The sequence below is a fragment of the Streptomyces sp. NPDC018610 genome, assembly GCF_044391765.1.
Classification (GTDB): domain Bacteria; phylum Actinomycetota; class Actinomycetes; order Streptomycetales; family Streptomycetaceae; genus Streptomyces.
In genome coordinates this window covers 254,720-269,634 of sequence record NZ_JBISAL010000009.1, presented here as the reverse complement: position 1 = coordinate 269,634, position 14,915 = coordinate 254,720, and the positions used below count along the sequence as shown (strand labels likewise).

Annotated in this window: 13 protein-coding genes and 1 pseudogene; 7 read left to right on the top strand and 7 right to left on the bottom strand. The window is 75.1% G+C overall.

The annotated features are described in order from the left end of the window. The first annotated feature begins 50 nt into the window (after positions 1-50). The 3 genes from ACH5A8_RS23895 (at position 51) to ACH5A8_RS23885 (ending at position 3,868) form a co-directional block, all read left to right on the top strand. On the top strand, positions 51-1,361 hold the full coding sequence (locus ACH5A8_RS23895; RefSeq protein ID WP_399005073.1) for an aromatic acid exporter family protein: 1,311 nt from the start codon (positions 51-53) through the stop codon (positions 1,359-1,361). 293 nt (positions 1,362-1,654) lie between these two features. Further along, positions 1,655-2,638 carry an SDR family NAD(P)-dependent oxidoreductase gene (locus ACH5A8_RS23890; RefSeq protein WP_399005071.1) on the top strand — a complete coding sequence of 328 codons (984 nt, stop codon included), beginning with the start codon at positions 1,655-1,657 and terminating at the stop codon, positions 2,636-2,638. Positions 2,639-2,839: 201 nt separating this feature from the next. After that, the gene (locus ACH5A8_RS23885) at positions 2,840-3,868 is read left to right on the top strand and encodes an SDR family oxidoreductase (RefSeq protein WP_399005069.1); all 1,029 of its coding nucleotides are present in this window, start codon (positions 2,840-2,842) and stop codon (positions 3,866-3,868) included. An 82-nt stretch (positions 3,869-3,950) separates the two neighbouring features. Here the strand turns inward: ACH5A8_RS23885 and ACH5A8_RS23880 are convergent, their stop codons facing one another. Together ACH5A8_RS23880 and ACH5A8_RS23875 are read right to left on the bottom strand one after the other, a co-directional pair. Beyond that, the gene (locus tag ACH5A8_RS23880) at positions 3,951-4,175 is read right to left on the bottom strand and encodes a hypothetical protein (RefSeq protein ID WP_399005318.1); all 225 of its coding nucleotides are present in this window, start codon (positions 4,173-4,175) and stop codon (positions 3,951-3,953) included. A gap of 208 nt (positions 4,176-4,383) precedes the next feature. After that, positions 4,384-5,670, bottom strand: a complete 1,287-nt coding sequence (locus tag ACH5A8_RS23875) for an ROK family protein (protein WP_399005067.1) — start codon at positions 5,668-5,670, stop codon at positions 4,384-4,386. A gap of 266 nt (positions 5,671-5,936) precedes the next feature. Here ACH5A8_RS23875 and ACH5A8_RS23870 point away from each other — a divergent pair, with 266 nt between their 5' ends. From ACH5A8_RS23870 to ACH5A8_RS23860, 3 genes are all read left to right on the top strand, one after another. Next, positions 5,937-6,431 (top strand): FBP domain-containing protein, encoded by a 495-nt coding sequence (locus tag ACH5A8_RS23870; RefSeq protein WP_399005065.1) that lies wholly within the window; start codon positions 5,937-5,939, stop codon positions 6,429-6,431. Between the two features lie 78 nt (positions 6,432-6,509). Continuing rightward, positions 6,510-7,763, top strand: coding sequence for an aromatic acid exporter family protein (locus ACH5A8_RS23865; RefSeq protein WP_399005063.1), 1,254 nt, complete (start codon positions 6,510-6,512; stop codon positions 7,761-7,763). Positions 7,764-8,031: 268 nt separating this feature from the next. Further along, positions 8,032-9,237: a lactonase family protein gene (locus ACH5A8_RS23860; protein ID WP_399005062.1), complete on the top strand. Its 1,206-nt coding sequence runs from the start codon at positions 8,032-8,034 to the stop codon at positions 9,235-9,237. Here the strand turns inward: ACH5A8_RS23860 and ACH5A8_RS23855 are convergent. Together ACH5A8_RS23855 and ACH5A8_RS23850 are read right to left on the bottom strand one after the other, a co-directional pair. Beyond that, on the bottom strand, positions 9,205-9,930 hold the full coding sequence (locus ACH5A8_RS23855) for a DUF2470 domain-containing protein (protein ID WP_399005061.1): 726 nt from the start codon (positions 9,928-9,930) through the stop codon (positions 9,205-9,207). The genes ACH5A8_RS23860 and ACH5A8_RS23855 overlap by 33 nt on opposite strands. A 158-nt stretch (positions 9,931-10,088) precedes the next feature. Then, positions 10,089-10,700: a TetR/AcrR family transcriptional regulator gene (locus ACH5A8_RS23850; RefSeq protein ID WP_399005059.1), complete on the bottom strand. Its 612-nt coding sequence runs from the start codon at positions 10,698-10,700 to the stop codon at positions 10,089-10,091. Positions 10,701-10,833: 133 nt separating this feature from the next. Between ACH5A8_RS23850 and ACH5A8_RS23845 the strand changes: the two genes are divergently transcribed. Then, positions 10,834-12,369 carry a cytochrome P450 gene (locus tag ACH5A8_RS23845; protein WP_399005057.1) on the top strand — a complete coding sequence of 512 codons (1,536 nt, stop codon included), beginning with the start codon at positions 10,834-10,836 and terminating at the stop codon, positions 12,367-12,369. Here ACH5A8_RS23845 and ACH5A8_RS23840 read toward each other — a convergent pair. The 3 genes and pseudogenes from ACH5A8_RS23840 to ACH5A8_RS23830 all read right to left on the bottom strand — a co-directional run. After that, on the bottom strand, positions 12,331-13,170 hold the full coding sequence (locus ACH5A8_RS23840; RefSeq protein ID WP_399005055.1) for a pentapeptide repeat-containing protein: 840 nt from the start codon (positions 13,168-13,170) through the stop codon (positions 12,331-12,333). The genes ACH5A8_RS23845 and ACH5A8_RS23840 overlap by 39 nt on opposite strands. 154 nt (positions 13,171-13,324) lie before the next feature. Further along, positions 13,325-14,266: a sigma-70 family RNA polymerase sigma factor gene (locus ACH5A8_RS23835; RefSeq protein WP_399005053.1), complete on the bottom strand. Its 942-nt coding sequence runs from the start codon at positions 14,264-14,266 to the stop codon at positions 13,325-13,327. Between the two features lie 304 nt (positions 14,267-14,570). After that, a pseudogene (locus ACH5A8_RS23830) lies at positions 14,571-14,867 on the bottom strand (PIG-L family deacetylase); the annotation flags it as partial. Positions 14,868-14,915: the final 48 nt, after the last annotated feature.

The following is a 14,915-nucleotide window of genomic DNA, read 5'->3' as shown; positions in this document are numbered from 1 at the left end:
GTGATGATCGTCCTACTTGGACCGCCGCCCTTCCCGGTTACCCGCACACGATGACGCGCGTACCGGACAGCCCAGAACCCACTCCGCCCGAGGACTCGCGGGAGGGATCCCGCGTCCCGTGGGAGCGGTGGCGGACGCTCGGACGGCTGCTCGGCGCCCGGCCCGCCCTCGCCCTCCGCGGCGAGGCCGCGCGGGTCGGACGGTCCGTCCGGGCGGTCGGGCACGGCCCCGGCCGGGAGCGGGACCTGCTGGTGCAGTCGCTGAAGGCCGCCGCCGCTGCGCTGCTGGCCTGGCTGGTGGCGAAGAACCTGCTGGGCGATCCGATGGCCCTGATGGCGCCGTGGGTGGCGCTGGTGATGGTGCAGGCCACGGTGTACAGCTCGCTGCTGCGGGCGGCGCAGCAGTGCACGGCGATCTGCGCCGGGACGCTCCTCGCCTCGGGCGCGCAGGCGCTCACCGGGGACACGCTGGGCGCGCTCGCCGTGTGCCTGCCGGTGCTGATGCTGCTGTCGAACTGGTCGCGCTTCGGCGACCAGGGGATCTACGGCGCCACCACCGCGGTGTTCACCCTGGCGGCGGGCACCGTCTCGGCCGCCTCCGTCGGGCACCGGCTGGGCCAGACGGCGCTGGGCGCGGCGATCGGAGTGGCCGTGAACGCGCTGGTGCTGCCGCCGATCCACCTGCGGGACGTGCGGGAGAACCTCGCCGCGGTGGCGCGGGAGACCGGTGACGTGCTGTGCGCGGTCGCCGACGAGCTGCGTGGCGGGGACTGGGACGCGCACACGGCGGCCGACTGGTCCCGCCGCTCCGCGCAGCTGGAGCACCGCCTGGAGACGCTGCACTCGGCCCGCCGCTGGAGCCGGGAGAGCCTGCGGCTGACGCGCGGCCCGCTGCGAGCGCTGCGCCGGGTCCCCTCCTACGTCCCGCCGGACTCGGAGGACGAACGCTGGAGCCGGGTCACCGGGCACGTACGGGCGCTCACCCGGACGCTGGCGATCGCGGCCGACGAGGACCGCGCGCCCATGCCGCCGGACCCGGAGGTGCTCGCCGTGTACGCGCGGCTGCTGGAGCTGATCGGGCAGGCCTGCCACGCGGAGGGCGACCGGCTGCTCGGCGACCGGGCGGACGGGGCGGACGACGGCCGCCCCGACGAGGGGGGCGAGAGCACCCGGCGGGAGCTGCACCACCGGCTCCAGGACGTGCTGCGCGAGCACGCCGGCCGGGAGGCGGCGCGGACCACCGTCCTCGGGTCGCTGCTCCTGCAGGCGGAGAGCCTGTGGGCCGAGGCCGTGCCGACCGCCGTGCGCGGACCCGCGCCGAAGGACGCGGCGGCCTCGCGCACCGCGTCGGAGTCCGAGTGACCGGGATCACCCTGCCGATCGGCCCGCGCCGGAACACCGGGTGGTCGTTCTCCGTTGAACCAACCGTGGGTGCGGATGGGACAGTGTCCCCGGGCCTCACCTATTGCCCACAGGGACGATCGTTCGGCTGAAGCCCTGTGGAGCGTCTCGCCGAGAGGCGACCGCCATGCGTACCCACACCTGAGCCGCCCCGGCCGTGATTCCCCCGTCGCGGTCGGGGCTTTTCCCTGTCCGCGGGCGTGCCGCCCGCCGGGCTTGACTTCGAGCGCGCTCCAATTCGTAGCGTGCCGGTCATGAACACTTCGGCACAGCACAAGATCGGTTCGGGTCTCGGCGCGACGAGCACCGCCGAGGACGTTTTGCGGGGCGTCGACCTCACCGGAAAGCTGGCGCTCGTCACCGGCGGCTACTCGGGCCTCGGTCTGGAGACGACGCGCGCCCTCACCGCGGCGGGCGCCCGGGTGGTCGTCCCGGCCCGGCGGCCGGACGCCGCCCGCGAGGCGCTGGCCGGCGTCGACGGCGCCGAGGTCGACGAGCTGGACCTCGGCGACCTGGAGAGCGTCCGCGCCTTCGCCGAGCGGTTCCTCGCCTCCGGCCGCGCCCTGGACATCGTCATCGGCAACGCCGGGATCATGGCGTGCCCCGAGACCCGGGTCGGCCCCGGCTGGGAGGCCCAGTTCGCGACGAACCACCTCGGGCACTTCGCCCTGGTCAACCGCCTGTGGCCGGCCATCGAGCCGGGCGGCGCCCGGGTGGTGTCCGTCTCCTCGCGCGGGCACCAGCTCTCAGGCGTGCGCTGGGACGACGTCCACTGGCGGCAGGGCTACGACAAGTGGCGGGCCTACGGTCAGGCCAAGACCGCGAACGTCCTGTTCGCCGTCCACCTCGACGCGCTCGCCCGGGACCGCGGCGTCCGTGCCTTCGCCCTCCACCCCGGCGGCATCATCACCCCGCTCCAGCGTCACCTGGCGCAGCAGGAGATGATCGACCGCGGCTGGATCGACGAGAACGGCACCGTGCTCCACCCCGAGCAGTTCAAGTCCCCGCAGCAGGGGGCCGCCACCCAGGTCTGGGCCGCGACCTCCCACCGGCTGGACGGTTTGGGCGGCGTCTACCTGGAGGACTGCGACATCGCCGAGCCGGCCCGCGAGGGGCTGGAGAGCCGGGACGGCGGCCTGACCGAAGGCGTCAAGCCCTGGGCCACCGACCCGGCGGAGGCCGCCCGGCTGTGGGACCTCTCCGCGGAACTGACGGGCGTGAACGCCTTCGCGGCGTGACCCCGGCGGCCGGTCGCCGGCGGACGACCGGGTACGGCGGGCGGCCGGGCACCGCGGACGGCCGGCCGGGCACGGCGGGCACGGCGGGCACGGCGGGCACGGCGAACGGCCGGCGGCCGGGCGCGGCGGGCGGCCGGATTGGCCGGCGGGGACCGGGTACTCGGGTGCGCGTCGTCAGCCCCGGCCGAGAGGAGCCCCAAGGTGAGCAGCGCTGCGGGCAGCAGGATCGTCGTCACGGGCGCCACCGGCAACGTCGGTACCAGCGTCGTCCGTCTGCTCTCCGAGGACCCGGAGGTCGCCTCGGTACGGGGGCTGGCCCGCCGGATCCCCGGGTGGTCGCCGCCGAAGACGGAGTGGGCGGCGGTCGACGTCTCGTCCGAGCAGGCCGGTCTGGCCGGGCAGTTCGAGGGCGCGGACGCGGTCGTCCACCTCGCATGGGCGTTCCAGCCGACGCACGACCCGGCGACGACGTGGCGCACGAACGTCCTCGGCAGCATCCGGGTCTTCGAGGCGGTGGCCGCCGCCCGGGTGCCGGTCCTGGTGCACGCCTCCTCGGTCGGCGCGTACTCTCCGGGCCCCAAGGACCGAGCGGTGGACGAGTCGTGGCCGACCCACGGCTGGCCGGACGCGGCGTACACCCGTGAGAAGGCGTACCTGGAGCGGACCCTGGACACCTTCGAACGGGACCACCCCGACATCAGGGTGGTGCGGATGCGCCCGGGTTTCCTGTTCAAGGCGGAGTCGGCGAGCGAGCAGCGGCGCATCTTCGGCGGCCGGTTCCTGCCCGGGCCGCTGGCCCGGCCGGAGCTGCTGCCGTTCCTGCCGGACATCCCCGGCCTGCGCGTCCAGGCCCTGCACACCGACGACGGCGCCCGGGCCTACCAGCTCGCGCTGCACCGCGAGGTGCGCGGGGCGTTCAACCTGGCCGCCGACCCGCCGCTGGACGCCAAGGTGCTCGGCGAGCTGCTCGGCGCCCGGCCGGTGCGCCTGCCCCGCGCCGCCGCCCGGTCGGCGATCGCCGCCGCCTGGGGCCTGCACCTGCTGCCCGCCTCACCGCACCTGTTCGACGCGGTGCTCCGGATTCCCCTGCTGGACTGCACCCGGGCCCACACCGAGCTGGGCTGGCAGCCGCGGCACACCGCGATCGAGGTCGTCCAGGAGTTCCTGGAGGGGCTGCAGCGCGGCGAGGGCGCGGACACGGAGCCCATGCGGGGCCGCAAGGTCGGCTGAGCCGCACCGGCCCCCGACGCGGCCGGCCCCCGACGCGGGGGTGGGCCGCGTCGGGGGCCGGTGCGGTCGGGCGGACGGCGGGTCAGCCGGACGGCTCCTCCGGCACGGGCTGTTCCTCCGGGTACGCCGACCCCGAGCGCGGTGCGCCCCGGGGACCCGAGCCCGCCTCGTCGGTGCCGGGCACGTCCTCGCCGCCGGGGGTCGCGTCCTCGTCCGCGCCGGGCTCGGAGCGGGAACCCCCGGGCCCGGCGGTCCGGTCGGCGGCCTCCCAGGGATCCTCGCCGCCCTGGGCCTGCTGGTCCGGCATGTCACGGGGAACGGGCGCGCCGTTCTCGCCGGGCGCTTCGCGACGGTGGTCGTCGGTCACGGGGTGCTCCCTTCGCGTCAGAGGGCCCCTGCGGTCACGGGGCGACGCGCGGGTACCTCCGCGATGACCTGCGAAACCTACCGCCCGGCGGTGCCGGATCCGCACCCCGGCGCCGTGTCCGGGCACCGATCCGGCACCGCGACCGCGGTCAGGCCCTGCGCTCCTCCAGCGCGGTCCGCCAGGCGGGCAGCCGGTCCTGCGGGGCGGGCTCGGCGCGCCGGCCGCCCCGGGTGAAGAAGTCGGCCAGCGGCAGGATCGCGGCGCCGACGGTGACCGCGTCCGGACCGAGCCGGCCGAGGTCCACGGTCACGTTCCCGGCCGGGTGGCGCAGTGAGTACGCGGTGGCGTGGCGGCGCACGGCGGGCAGGAAACGGGAGCCCAGTTGCAGGCCGGCCCAGCCGCCGATGAGGATGCGCTCGGGCTGGAAGAGGTTGATCAGGTCGGACAGGCCTGCGCCGAGGTACTCGGCGGTCTCCTCCAGGACGGCCAGCGCGACGGGGTCGGCGGCGGCGCCCTCCGGCGGATAGGCGGCGGCCAGCATGGCGGTCAGCGCGGTCTCCTCGTCGGTGTCGCGCGGCGGACGCCCGCCCTCCTCGCGCCAGCGGGCCAGCAGCGACTCCGCCCCGGCGTACGCCTCCAGGCAGCCGAGCGCGCCGCACCGGCAGCGCCGTCCCCGCACGCGGACCGTCAGGTGCCCCCACTCCACGGCCCGGCCGCGCTCCACCTCGGGGGTGACCAGGCAGGCGCCGACGCCCGAGCCGAACAGCACCACGACCGCGTTGCCCGCGCCGCGCCCGGCGCCGAACCACATCTCGGCCTGGCCCAGCGTCTTGGCGCCGTTGTCGATGAAGTACGGGACGCTGTCGGGCAGCCGGGAGTCGGTGCGCAGCAGCGCCTCCAGGGGCACCGCGTCCCAGCCGATGGTCTGGCCGTGCACGACGGCGCCCCGGTCCGGGGTGTGCTCGACGATGCCGGGGACGCCGATGCCGACGCCGAGGAGCCGTTCGGGCGCCAGTCCCGCCGTGCCCAGGACCTCGGCGATCCCGTCCCGGATGTGCCCGGTGATCACGTCCACGTCGTAGCGCTGCGGCGTCAGCGGCCGTTCGGCACGCGCGAGTTCGGTGAGGGTGAGGTCGAACAGCTCGATGCGGACCCGGGTCTCGCCGACGTCCACGCCGATCATGTGACCGCTGCCCGGGGCCACCCGCAGCAGGGTGCGCGGCCGACCGCCGTCGGAGTCGACGCTGCCGGCCTCCTCGACCAGTCCGTCGGCGACCAGGTCGGCGACGACGTTGCTGATCGAACCCGAGCTCAGGCCGGTCGCCGGGCCGAGTTCGAAGCGGCTGAGGGGTCCGTCGAAGTACAGCCGCTGCAGCACGGCCGTGCGGTTGGCCCGCCTGAGATCGCGCACCGTGCGCCCGTTCCGCCCCGCCATGTGGCTCCCTTGTCCGAACCCTGCCCGACCTGCAACATACCGCCGCGGGCCGCTTGGACGCGACTTATTCGACCCCTTAGTCCACGCAATAAATTAAGACGTGTCCCATTCTCGGGGCGTTGCGGGCCAAGGATACGGAACCCCGGTCTGTCCGAGGTGACCGGTACACCCCGTAATTCACTGGCCCCCGGCCCCGCGCCCTGCCTACCCTAGGTCGGTGACTAAAGCCCTTAGGCACAGCGCCCCGATCCGGCAGGAGCCATCCCATGAGACCCCTCACCGAGCAGGACATCCGCGGTTCGTTCGTCAACTGCTCCAAGGGCGAGGCGAAGCGCCTGTCCGTGCCCCGGGACCTGGAGGAACGCCCCTGGGACGACCTGGACTTCCTGGGGTGGCGCGATCCGGGCGCGCCCGACCGCAGCCATCTGGTCACCGAGCGCGAGGGCCGGCTCGTGGGCATCGCCCTGCGCTTCCCGTCCTCGCAGCGCGGCTTCCTGCACCGCAGCATGTGCTCGCTGTGCCTGACCACGCACCCGGGCGGCGGGGTCTCCCTGATGACCGCGCGCAAGGCCGGCGCGGCCGGCCGCGAGGGCAACTCGGTCGGTCTGTACATGTGCACCGACCTCGCCTGCTCCCTGTACGTGCGCGGCAGGAAGGTCCCCGACTCCGGGACCCGGTTCGAGGAGAGCCTGACCCTGGCGGAGCAGATCGACCGGACCAGGAACAACCTGGCCGCCTTCCTGGACAAGCTGTACGCCTGAGCGCGGCACCCGCCCCGGACGGTCGCACCGTAGGCCGATCATGTTCGATACGGATGCGAACGGGGAACAGCGCAAGGGATGCAAGGTGTACGTGAGTGGTTCTCGTCTCTCGTGGGACTGGTGCGGCGGCACCGCGATCCGGTGGTCGTCCAGGCGTTCCGGTCGACGGTCGCGGCGACGATCGCCTATGTGTTCGCGAAGTGGCTGAGCCCCGAGCCGGCCCCGCTGACCGCCCCCCTGACCGCCCTGCTGGTCGTCCAGGTCACGCTGTTCGCGACCCTGACCACCAGCATCCGCCGGGTCAACGCCGTGGTGGCCGGCGTCATCGTGGCCATCGCCTTCTCGCTCCTGGTGGGACTGACGTGGTGGAGCCTCGCCCTGGTGATCCTGGCGGGGCTGGCCGTCGGGCACCTGGTGCGGGTGGACGAGTTCGTGGCGGAGGTGGCGATCAGCGCGATGCTCGTGCTGGGCGTCACCACCGTCGGCAGCACGGCGTGGGCGCGGATCGTGGAGACGCTGATCGGCGCGGTGGTCGGCATGGCCTGCAACCTGCTGCTCGCGCCCCCGTTGTGGACCGAGCAGGCGGGCGAGTCGATCGAGGGGCTGGCGCGCCGGATGCGGCAGCTGATGCTGCACATGGGCGATCAGGTGACCGGGGGCACGCCGGTGGAGGAGGCGGCCGAGCGGCTGCACGAGGCGCGCCGCCTGGACCACGACATCGCCGACGTGGACGCGGCCCTGCGGCAGGCCGAGGACAGCCTGCGGCTGAACCCGCGGGTGCGGGAGGGTCTGCTGCACCGGGTGGTGCTGCGCACCGGTCTGGACACGCTGGAGATCTGCACGGTCGTCCTGCGGGTCCTGGCGCGCAGCCTCACCGACCTGGCCAAGGAACGCGAGCCCGACCCGTTGTTCTCACCGCACACGGGCCCGGTGGTGCAGCAGTTGCTGTGCGAGATCTCCGACGCGGTGGTCAGTTACGCGGTGCTGGTGACCACCGATGTGAGCGTGAGCGCCGAGTCGGCCGAGTCCCGGCTCGCCGCCGAGCTGCGGCAGGCGGCGGCCACCCGGGACAAGCTGGCGCAGTCGCTGCTGGAGGAGGTGCAGCGGGACGCGAGCCAGTGGCAGCTGCAGGGCGCCGTGCTCACCGAGGTGAACCGCATCATCGACGAGATGGACACCGAGCACCGGTCGAAGCGGCTGCTGGAGGAGCTGGACCGGCACACGCGGGAGCAGCGTGAGCGCAGGTCGCGGCTGACCCGGATCGCGGACCGCCTCGGAGCGCCGGTCAAGCGGCGCCGGGACGCGGAGGACGCCGTACGCCGCGCCCGGTGAGGCGGCGGCGTGCCGCGTGACTCCGCCGGGTGCGCGGGCGCGCGGGACGCCGGGTGACACGGTTCGGACGCTCGCGCGCCCGACGGCACGGCATGGCACGGCACGGACTCCCGCGCCCGACGACGCGGCTCGGCACGGGCGGCCGGCGCGGCGGGCCGCGGCTCCATTGCGTCCCACGCAACGCCTGTTGCCGGTCTTGCAGTCGAGGGGCGGTCCGGGCCAAGGTATCGGTCGGGACCGGGACAGTCGACGACCTTGGGGTGCGGACATGGACGGTGGGGCAGGCGTGTCGCGCGGCTGGAGCAGGCGCCGGTTCGTCGGCGCGGTGACGGGGGTCGCCGCGGTGGCGGGGATCCCGGCTCCGGCGGCGCCGCCGTCCGCGGCCGACGCGCCGCCCGCGCCGGAACCGGCGGCGCGCGAGCGGGGACCGGCGCGCGGCCCGTCCGGCCCACGCCCCCTGTACCTGGGCACCTACACCTCCGCGGCGGGCGGCGGGCGGGGCATCGGCCTGGCGTTGTACGACCCCGCCTCGGGCGCCGTCACCGGCCGGGGCACCCTGACCGGTGTGGCCGACCCGTCCTATCTCGCCGTGCACCCCGACGGCCGCACCCTGTACGCGGTCGACGAGAGCCAGGACGGCGCGGTGACCGCCGTACGGCTCGCCGACCGCGCGGTGCTGGGCGCCCGCGCCACCGGCGGGGCGGGGCCGTGCCATCTGTCCGTGCATCCCGGCGGGCGCTGGCTGCTGAGCGCGAACTACCAGTCCGGCAGTGTCGCGGTGCATCCCATCGGGCGCTCGGGCGCGCTCGGCGAGCGCACCGACCTGGTGACGCACTCCAGCCCGCCGCCCGGGCCGGGGCAGCAGGGCCCGCACGCCCACCAGATCGTCACCAGCCCGGACGGCGGCCATGTCCTGGCCGTCGACCTCGGCACCGACACGGTCTACACCTACCGCCTGGACACCCGCACGGGCCGTCTCACCGAGGTCTCCCAGGCGCACGCGAGGCCGGGCGCGGGGCCGCGCCACCTGACCTTCCATCCCGGCGGCCGGTACGCCTACCTCGCCAACGAGGTCGACGACACCGTCACGGTGTGCGCCTACGACCCGCCCACCGGGCGGCTGGCCATCGGCGAGCCGCAGGCCACGGGCGCCGGGGAGGGCACGAACTATCCGGCGCAGATCCTGGTCACGGCCGACGGCCGGTTCGCCTTCCTCGCCAACCGGGGCCACAACACCCTCGGGCGCTACGCCGTCGAGGCGGGCGGGTCCCGGCTCAGGCTCCTCGGCACGGTGCCGGTCGCCGGTGACTTCCCGCGTCAGATCGCCTTCTCGCCCGACGGGGCGCTGCTGTTCGCGGCGAACCAGAAGTCGGGCACGGTCACCGTCTTCCGCGTGGACGGCGCCGACGGCACGCTGCGCCTGGCCGGTGAGCCGTTCGCCTCACCCGTCGCCGTCTGTGCGCTGCCGCTGTAGGGCGCGCGGGCAGGAGGCCCTGCTCGCCTGCGCGAGCAGCACGTGCACGCGTTCGGTCAGTTCGGCGACGTCGTCGGCGGGCGCGTGGAACGGCAGCCGTACGTCGCCGTCGGTGCGGGCGCGTTCGACGCGCAGGGTCAGGCCGTGCCGGTCCACGGCGAGCGGCCGTACCCGCACCGCGCCGTGCAGGCTGTCGGGCCCGACCAGGCGGGTGAGACGCTCGACCGCGTCGGGATGGGCGTCGGCGAGGTGGGTGAGCAGCCGGGCCTCGGCCGTGGCCAGCGGGTCGGGCGCGGCGGCGGTGAAGTCGGCCGGGTCGACCACGACCGCGCCGGGCGGCCGGCGCAGCACCACGCGCAGGGGCTGGAACAGGAGGTCGTCGCCCGCGCGGGTGAAGCGGCCGGCCAGCCGCAGCCGGGCCCGGATCCGGCTGCGCAGGGGGACGGGCGCGACGTCGGCGAACTCCAGCAGCGCGGGCATCTCGCCCCGGGGGGCGAGCAGCGCGGTCGCGGCCAGGGCGCTGTCCTCGGGGGCGCGCAGGAGCACCCGGCCGTCCCCCGTCACGCTGTGCGCGCCGGTGAACTCCTCCGGGCGGCCTTCGGCGCTGACGGTGCAGGACCAGGCGACGGCGAGCACCGACCGGGCCCGTTGCGCCGCGCCGGGCTCCGCCGTCCACGTGTGACTGTCACCCATCCGGAACCTCCTCATTAGGTAAGCCTTCCCTAACCTATAGGAGTCCGGCACGCACGCCAACCAGGCGAGGGCGGCGCGCGGAAGCACGCCGGAGCGCGCGCGGACCGGGCGCCGGAGCGCCTCGGGAGCCTCCGGCGCGGACGGCCCGTGCGCTTCGCTCAGGCGTTCAGGACGCCCAGCAGTGCCCGCGCGCACAGATCACGGACCTGTTCACGGTCCAGGTCCGACCCGCGCAGCCACTCCAGGCAGACGGCGGTGGTGAAGGCCAGCCAGCCACGGACGGCCATCCTCAGCTCGGTACGCCCCGCGGCGAGCGGGCCGAACTCGGGGTCCGCGGCGAGCGCGGCCAGGATCTGCCGCTCCTGCGCCGCCAGCGCCCGCCGGTAGACGCGGCGCACGGCCTGGTCGCCCGCGGCGTCGGCGCGATGGAAGGCGCGGTAGCCGTGCGCGTGCGCCCGCACGTGCTCCAGATACGCGTCGAGGCCGGCCGAGAGCTGTTCGCGCACCGGCACCCCGGGGACCGCCGCGGTCATCCGCAGCATCCGCTCGCTCTCGCGTTCGACGACGGCGGCGAAGAAGTCCCGCTTGGTCGGGAAGTAGTGATAGAGGAGCCCCCGGGAGACTCCGGCGATCTCGGCGACCTGCTCGATCCACACGTCGTCGTACGGGCTCTCCGAGAACAGCCGTGCCCCGACCGAGAGCAGCTGCTCCCTGCGCTCCTCGGTGCTGAGCCGACGGCGCGTGCGCTGCTCCCCCTGGTTCGCGGCCATGTCCGCACTGTACTTGACGCCGGTTCAACAACGGGACCAGACTGAAACGCGCTATTGAACCCACGTACAACACGTTGCGGCGGGCGGGCCGGGCGCGGACGTCCGCCGGAGCGAGGATCGGGGAGATCGCGGCATGGCACAGACGACGACCGGGGCCGGGACCGGGCTGCCGAAGGGGTTCCGCGGCGCGGAGCAGGGCTGGCCCGAGCTGCACCGCATTCCGCACCCGCCGCGCCGGCTCCCCCTCCTCGGCGACGTGCTCGGCGCCGACCGGCGCAATCCGCTGCAGGACTCGATGCGCTACGCCCGCGATCTCGGCCCCGTCTTCCGCCGCAGGATCTTCGGCAAGGAGTTCGTGTTCGTCTGGGGCGCCCGGTACGCCGCCGACCTCGCGGACGAGTCGCGCTTCGCCAAGCACGTCGGCCTCGGCGTCGCCAACCTGCGTCCGGTCGCCGGGGACGGCCTGTTCACCGCCTACAACCACGAGCCCAACTGGCAGCTGGCGCACGACGTCCTGGCCCCCGGCTTCAGCCGCGAGGCGATGGCGGGCTACCACGTGATGATGCTGGACGTGGCCGACCGGCTCACCGCCCACTGGGACCGCGAACTGGCCGCGGGCCGCACCGTGGACGTGCCCGGCGACATGACCAAGCTGACCCTGGAGACGATCGCGCGGACCGGATTCGGCCACGACTTCGGCTCGTTCGAACGCTCCCGCCCGCACCCGTTCGTCACGGCGATGGTCGGCACGCTCTCCTACGCCCAGCGGCTGAACACCGTGCCGGCCCCGCTGGCCCCGTACCTGCTGCGCGCCGCGAGCCGCCGCAACGCCGCCGACATCGACCACCTCAACCGCACGGTCGACGAGCTGGTGCGCGCCCGGCGCGCCGCGGACGGGGGCGGCGGGGGCGACCTGCTCGACCGGATGCTGGAGACCGCCCACCCCGGGACCGGCGAGCGGCTGTCGCCGCTGAACGTGCGGCGGCAGGTCATCACCTTCCTGGTCGCCGGCCACGAGACCACCTCCGGCGCGCTGTCCTTCGCGCTGCACTACCTCGCCCAGCACCCGCGGATCGCGGCCCGCGCCCGCTCCGAGGTCGACCGGGTCTGGGGCGACACGGCCGCGCCGGGCTACGAGCAGGTGGCCAAGCTGCGCTACGTGCGCCGGGTGCTGGACGAGTCGCTGCGGCTGTGGCCCACCGCGCCCGCCTTCGCCCGCGAGGCCCGGCAGGACACGGTGCTGGCCGGCGAGCACCCGATGCTCCGGGGCGCATGGACCCTGGTGCTCACCCCGATGCTGCACCGCGACCCGGAGGTGTGGGGCGCGGACGCGGAGCGCTTCGACCCGGACCGCTTCGACGCGCAGGCGGTACGGGCCCGTCCGCCGCACGTCTTCAAGCCGTTCGGCACCGGCGCCCGGGCGTGCATCGGCCGCCAGTTCGCGCTGCACGAGGCGACGCTCGTCCTCGGCCTGCTGCTGCGCCGCTACGACCTGCACGCGGACCCCGGCTACCGGCTGCGGATCACCGAGCGGCTGACCCTCATGCCCGAGGGTCTGCGGCTGCGGCTGGAGCGGCGGACGGCCGCCGTCGGGAAGGACGCCGTACCGGTCCCGGACGACGGCGGCGGCTCAGCTCCGCGCTGTCCAGTGCGCGGGGCGGACGAGTGACGCCGGCAGCCGGGTGCCGGCGCTGCCCCGGGCCGCGTCGAGCTGCGGCTGGGTCAGGAAGAACGCGCCGGTCAGGTCGGCGTCGGTCAGGTTCGCGTCCCTGAGGTCGGCGCCGATGAGATCGGCGCCTCGCAGGTCCGCGCCGGTGAGGTCGGCGGCGATCAGCCAGGCGCCGCGCAGGGTGGCCCCGCGCAGGTCGGCGCCCTTCAGCCGGGCGCCGACCAGATCCGCCCCACGCCGGTCCTTCTTCTTCCCGCGCGTCCCGGCCCGGGCCAGCTCGCTGGTGCGCAGCAGCAGCACGTCGACGTCCCGCCGGTGCGCGCCGACGTCGAGCGCGACGAGCTCGTCGGGCGGCAGCAGGGTGAGCTGTTCGGTCTTCCGCAGGGCCTCGCGCAGCCCGGCGGTCAGGGGGCGGGCCGCGGGCAGGGCGAGCGCCTCGGTCAGATACCAGAGCAGTTCGTGCAACTGCCGTACGACGGGGAAGACCTCGAACATCTGCCGCGCCTGCCCGGCGGGCCCGGTACGCCAGTCCTGACCGCCGAAGGTGATCTGCGAGACCTTCTGCCCGGCGCCGAAGCAGTCGTAGACCGTGCAGCCGGTGAAGCCCTTCTGCCGCAGCCCGGTGTGGATCCCGCACCGGTGGTCGTCCCGGAGGTTCGGGCAGGGCTTGCCGGCGGGCTTGTCGAGGGCGAAGTCCGCGGAGGCGGCGAAGGGCAGGGCGACGCAGCACAACCCGAAGCAGTCGGCGCAGTCGCCGCGCAGCCGGGCCCCGTCGAGCCGGTCATCCGTCTGATCTGACATGGCGTCCACCTTACTGACCTGCGAGGCACGCCCGGACGGCCGGGCGGGCCGCGGACGGCCGGACGGACACCCGGCGCCGCGTGCGGCGGTTCCGGCCCGGCCCACGGACCGTTCCCGAACGGCCGGCCCGGAACGGCCGGCCCGTGCGGCCCGGTCAGTGCGCCGTGCCGGCGGCCGGACCCAGCCGGTCCAGCCGGTCCGGGTCGGCCAGGATGTACATGTGGGTGATCCGGCCGTCGGCGACGGTGACGCCCATGACCGACGCCGGCCCTCCCTCCGGGGCGTTGACCAGGCCGACCGTGCCGTTGACCAGGGCCAGGCGCGCGGAGGCCGCGAACCGGGAGAAGGTGAGCGCCTGGGCGGCCACCGTCTTCGCGCCGTGCACCACCTTGGAGGCGGCGGCGCCGCGCGCCAGGACGCCGGCGTCCACACGGAGCACGACGTCCGGGTGGAGGACCGCGACCAGCGCCTCGAAGTCGCCGCCGCGCGAGGCGGCGAGGAAGGCCTCCAGCACCCGCCGCTGCCGGCCGAGGTCGGTCTCGGCTGGCGGGGCGGCGCCCTGGACGCGGCGCCTGGCACGGCTGGCGAGCTGCCGGGTCGCGGCGGCGGTGCGCTCCAGGACGGGCGCGATGTCGTCGAACGGCACGGCGAACAGGTCGTGCAGTACGAACGCCAGCCGCTCGTCGGGCTGGAGCGTCTCCAGGACGATCAGCAGGGCGAAGCCCACCGAGTCGGCCCGGAGCACCTCCTCCTCCGGGTCGGTGCGGGTGAGCGGCCGGACGACGGGGTCCGGCACGAAGGTCTCGTCGATCGGCTGCTCGCCGCGCGTGCCCCGGGTGCGCAGCAGGTCGAGGCAGATCCGGCCCGTCACGGTGGTCAGCCAGCCGCCCAGGTTCTCGACGGCGCCGGCGTCCGTGCGCGTGAGCCTCAGCCAGGCCTCCTGGACGGCGTCCTCCGCCTCGGCCGGCGAGCCGAGCATGCGGTAGGCCACCGCCCGCAGTCGGCCGCGGTGCTCCTCGAATCGCCGTGCCAGGGCTTCCTGGTCGTCCGTGCCGGTCATCCGCTCCCCCGCTCCGCCGCCCCGTGTGCCGATCATCCTAGGCGGCGGGCTCCCTCAGCGGCCGAACCATTCGAACGCCACCGCCGGTCTCCCGCCGAACCGCTCCCCCGCCGCCTCGGCGCTCGCGGTCAGCAACCCGCGTGCATAAGGGCTGTCCCGTGATCCCCGGCGGGCGCGCGACGACAGCTACGGCACTCCCCCAAGCTCTTCGAGCAGGGGGCACCCCCACGCCGCGTTGTCGGATCGCCCGAATACGCCCAGTATGAGGACGACCCTCCGCCTTGCGACGCACCGCATCTGACGCCGCGCGCTGATCCTCCGGGAATTACGGCCCTTGGTCCTCGGGATCCTGGTCGGTCAACGCCTCGATGCAGGTGCGGTGTTCCAGCAGCGAGCGCACCGCGCGCTCCAGGCCCGGCGTCGCCTCCGCCGCGTGGGTGGGCGCGGTGGATCCCGCGACGGCGACCCAGCGGACGCCGTCCCGGGGGTCGAGGCCCCGCTCGGTCAGCTCGGGGGAGATCCAGCGGCTGCCGGCGTCTCCCACCGCGTCCAGGACGGCGCGGCCGACGGTGACGTGGTCGGGGACGCTTCGTAGCGCCGGCCGCCGGCAGCGGGGCGCCGCCCCGGCGTCCGCCCGTGCGGGCGGACGGACGGACAGCCGAGCGCGGGCATCGGGGCCGTGCGG

Excerpts from the sequence above, each read along its gene's own strand:
- ACH5A8_RS23880 (WP_399005318.1), bottom strand. The coding sequence starts at position 4,175 with ATGCCGGACCAGCAGGCCCAGGGCGGCGAGGATCCCTGGGAGGCCGCC.
- ACH5A8_RS23840 (WP_399005055.1), bottom strand. The coding sequence starts at position 13,170 with ATGTCAGATCAGACGGATGACCGGCTCGACGGGGCCCGGCTGCGCGGC.
- ACH5A8_RS23845 (WP_399005057.1), top strand. The coding sequence starts at position 10,834 with ATGGCACAGACGACGACCGGGGCCGGGACCGGGCTGCCGAAGGGGTTC.
- ACH5A8_RS23865 (WP_399005063.1), top strand. The coding sequence starts at position 6,510 with ATGCAAGGTGTACGTGAGTGGTTCTCGTCTCTCGTGGGACTGGTGCGG.
- ACH5A8_RS23875 (WP_399005067.1), bottom strand. The coding sequence starts at position 5,670 with ATGGCGGGGCGGAACGGGCGCACGGTGCGCGATCTCAGGCGGGCCAAC.
- ACH5A8_RS23850 (WP_399005059.1), bottom strand. The coding sequence starts at position 10,700 with ATGGCCGCGAACCAGGGGGAGCAGCGCACGCGCCGTCGGCTCAGCACC.
- ACH5A8_RS23860 (WP_399005062.1), top strand. The coding sequence starts at position 8,032 with ATGGACGGTGGGGCAGGCGTGTCGCGCGGCTGGAGCAGGCGCCGGTTC.
- ACH5A8_RS23870 (WP_399005065.1), top strand. The coding sequence starts at position 5,937 with ATGAGACCCCTCACCGAGCAGGACATCCGCGGTTCGTTCGTCAACTGC.
- ACH5A8_RS23895 (WP_399005073.1), top strand. The coding sequence starts at position 51 with ATGACGCGCGTACCGGACAGCCCAGAACCCACTCCGCCCGAGGACTCG.
- ACH5A8_RS23835 (WP_399005053.1), bottom strand. The coding sequence starts at position 14,266 with ATGATCGGCACACGGGGCGGCGGAGCGGGGGAGCGGATGACCGGCACG.
- ACH5A8_RS23890 (WP_399005071.1), top strand. The coding sequence starts at position 1,655 with ATGAACACTTCGGCACAGCACAAGATCGGTTCGGGTCTCGGCGCGACG.
- ACH5A8_RS23855 (WP_399005061.1), bottom strand. The coding sequence starts at position 9,930 with ATGGGTGACAGTCACACGTGGACGGCGGAGCCCGGCGCGGCGCAACGG.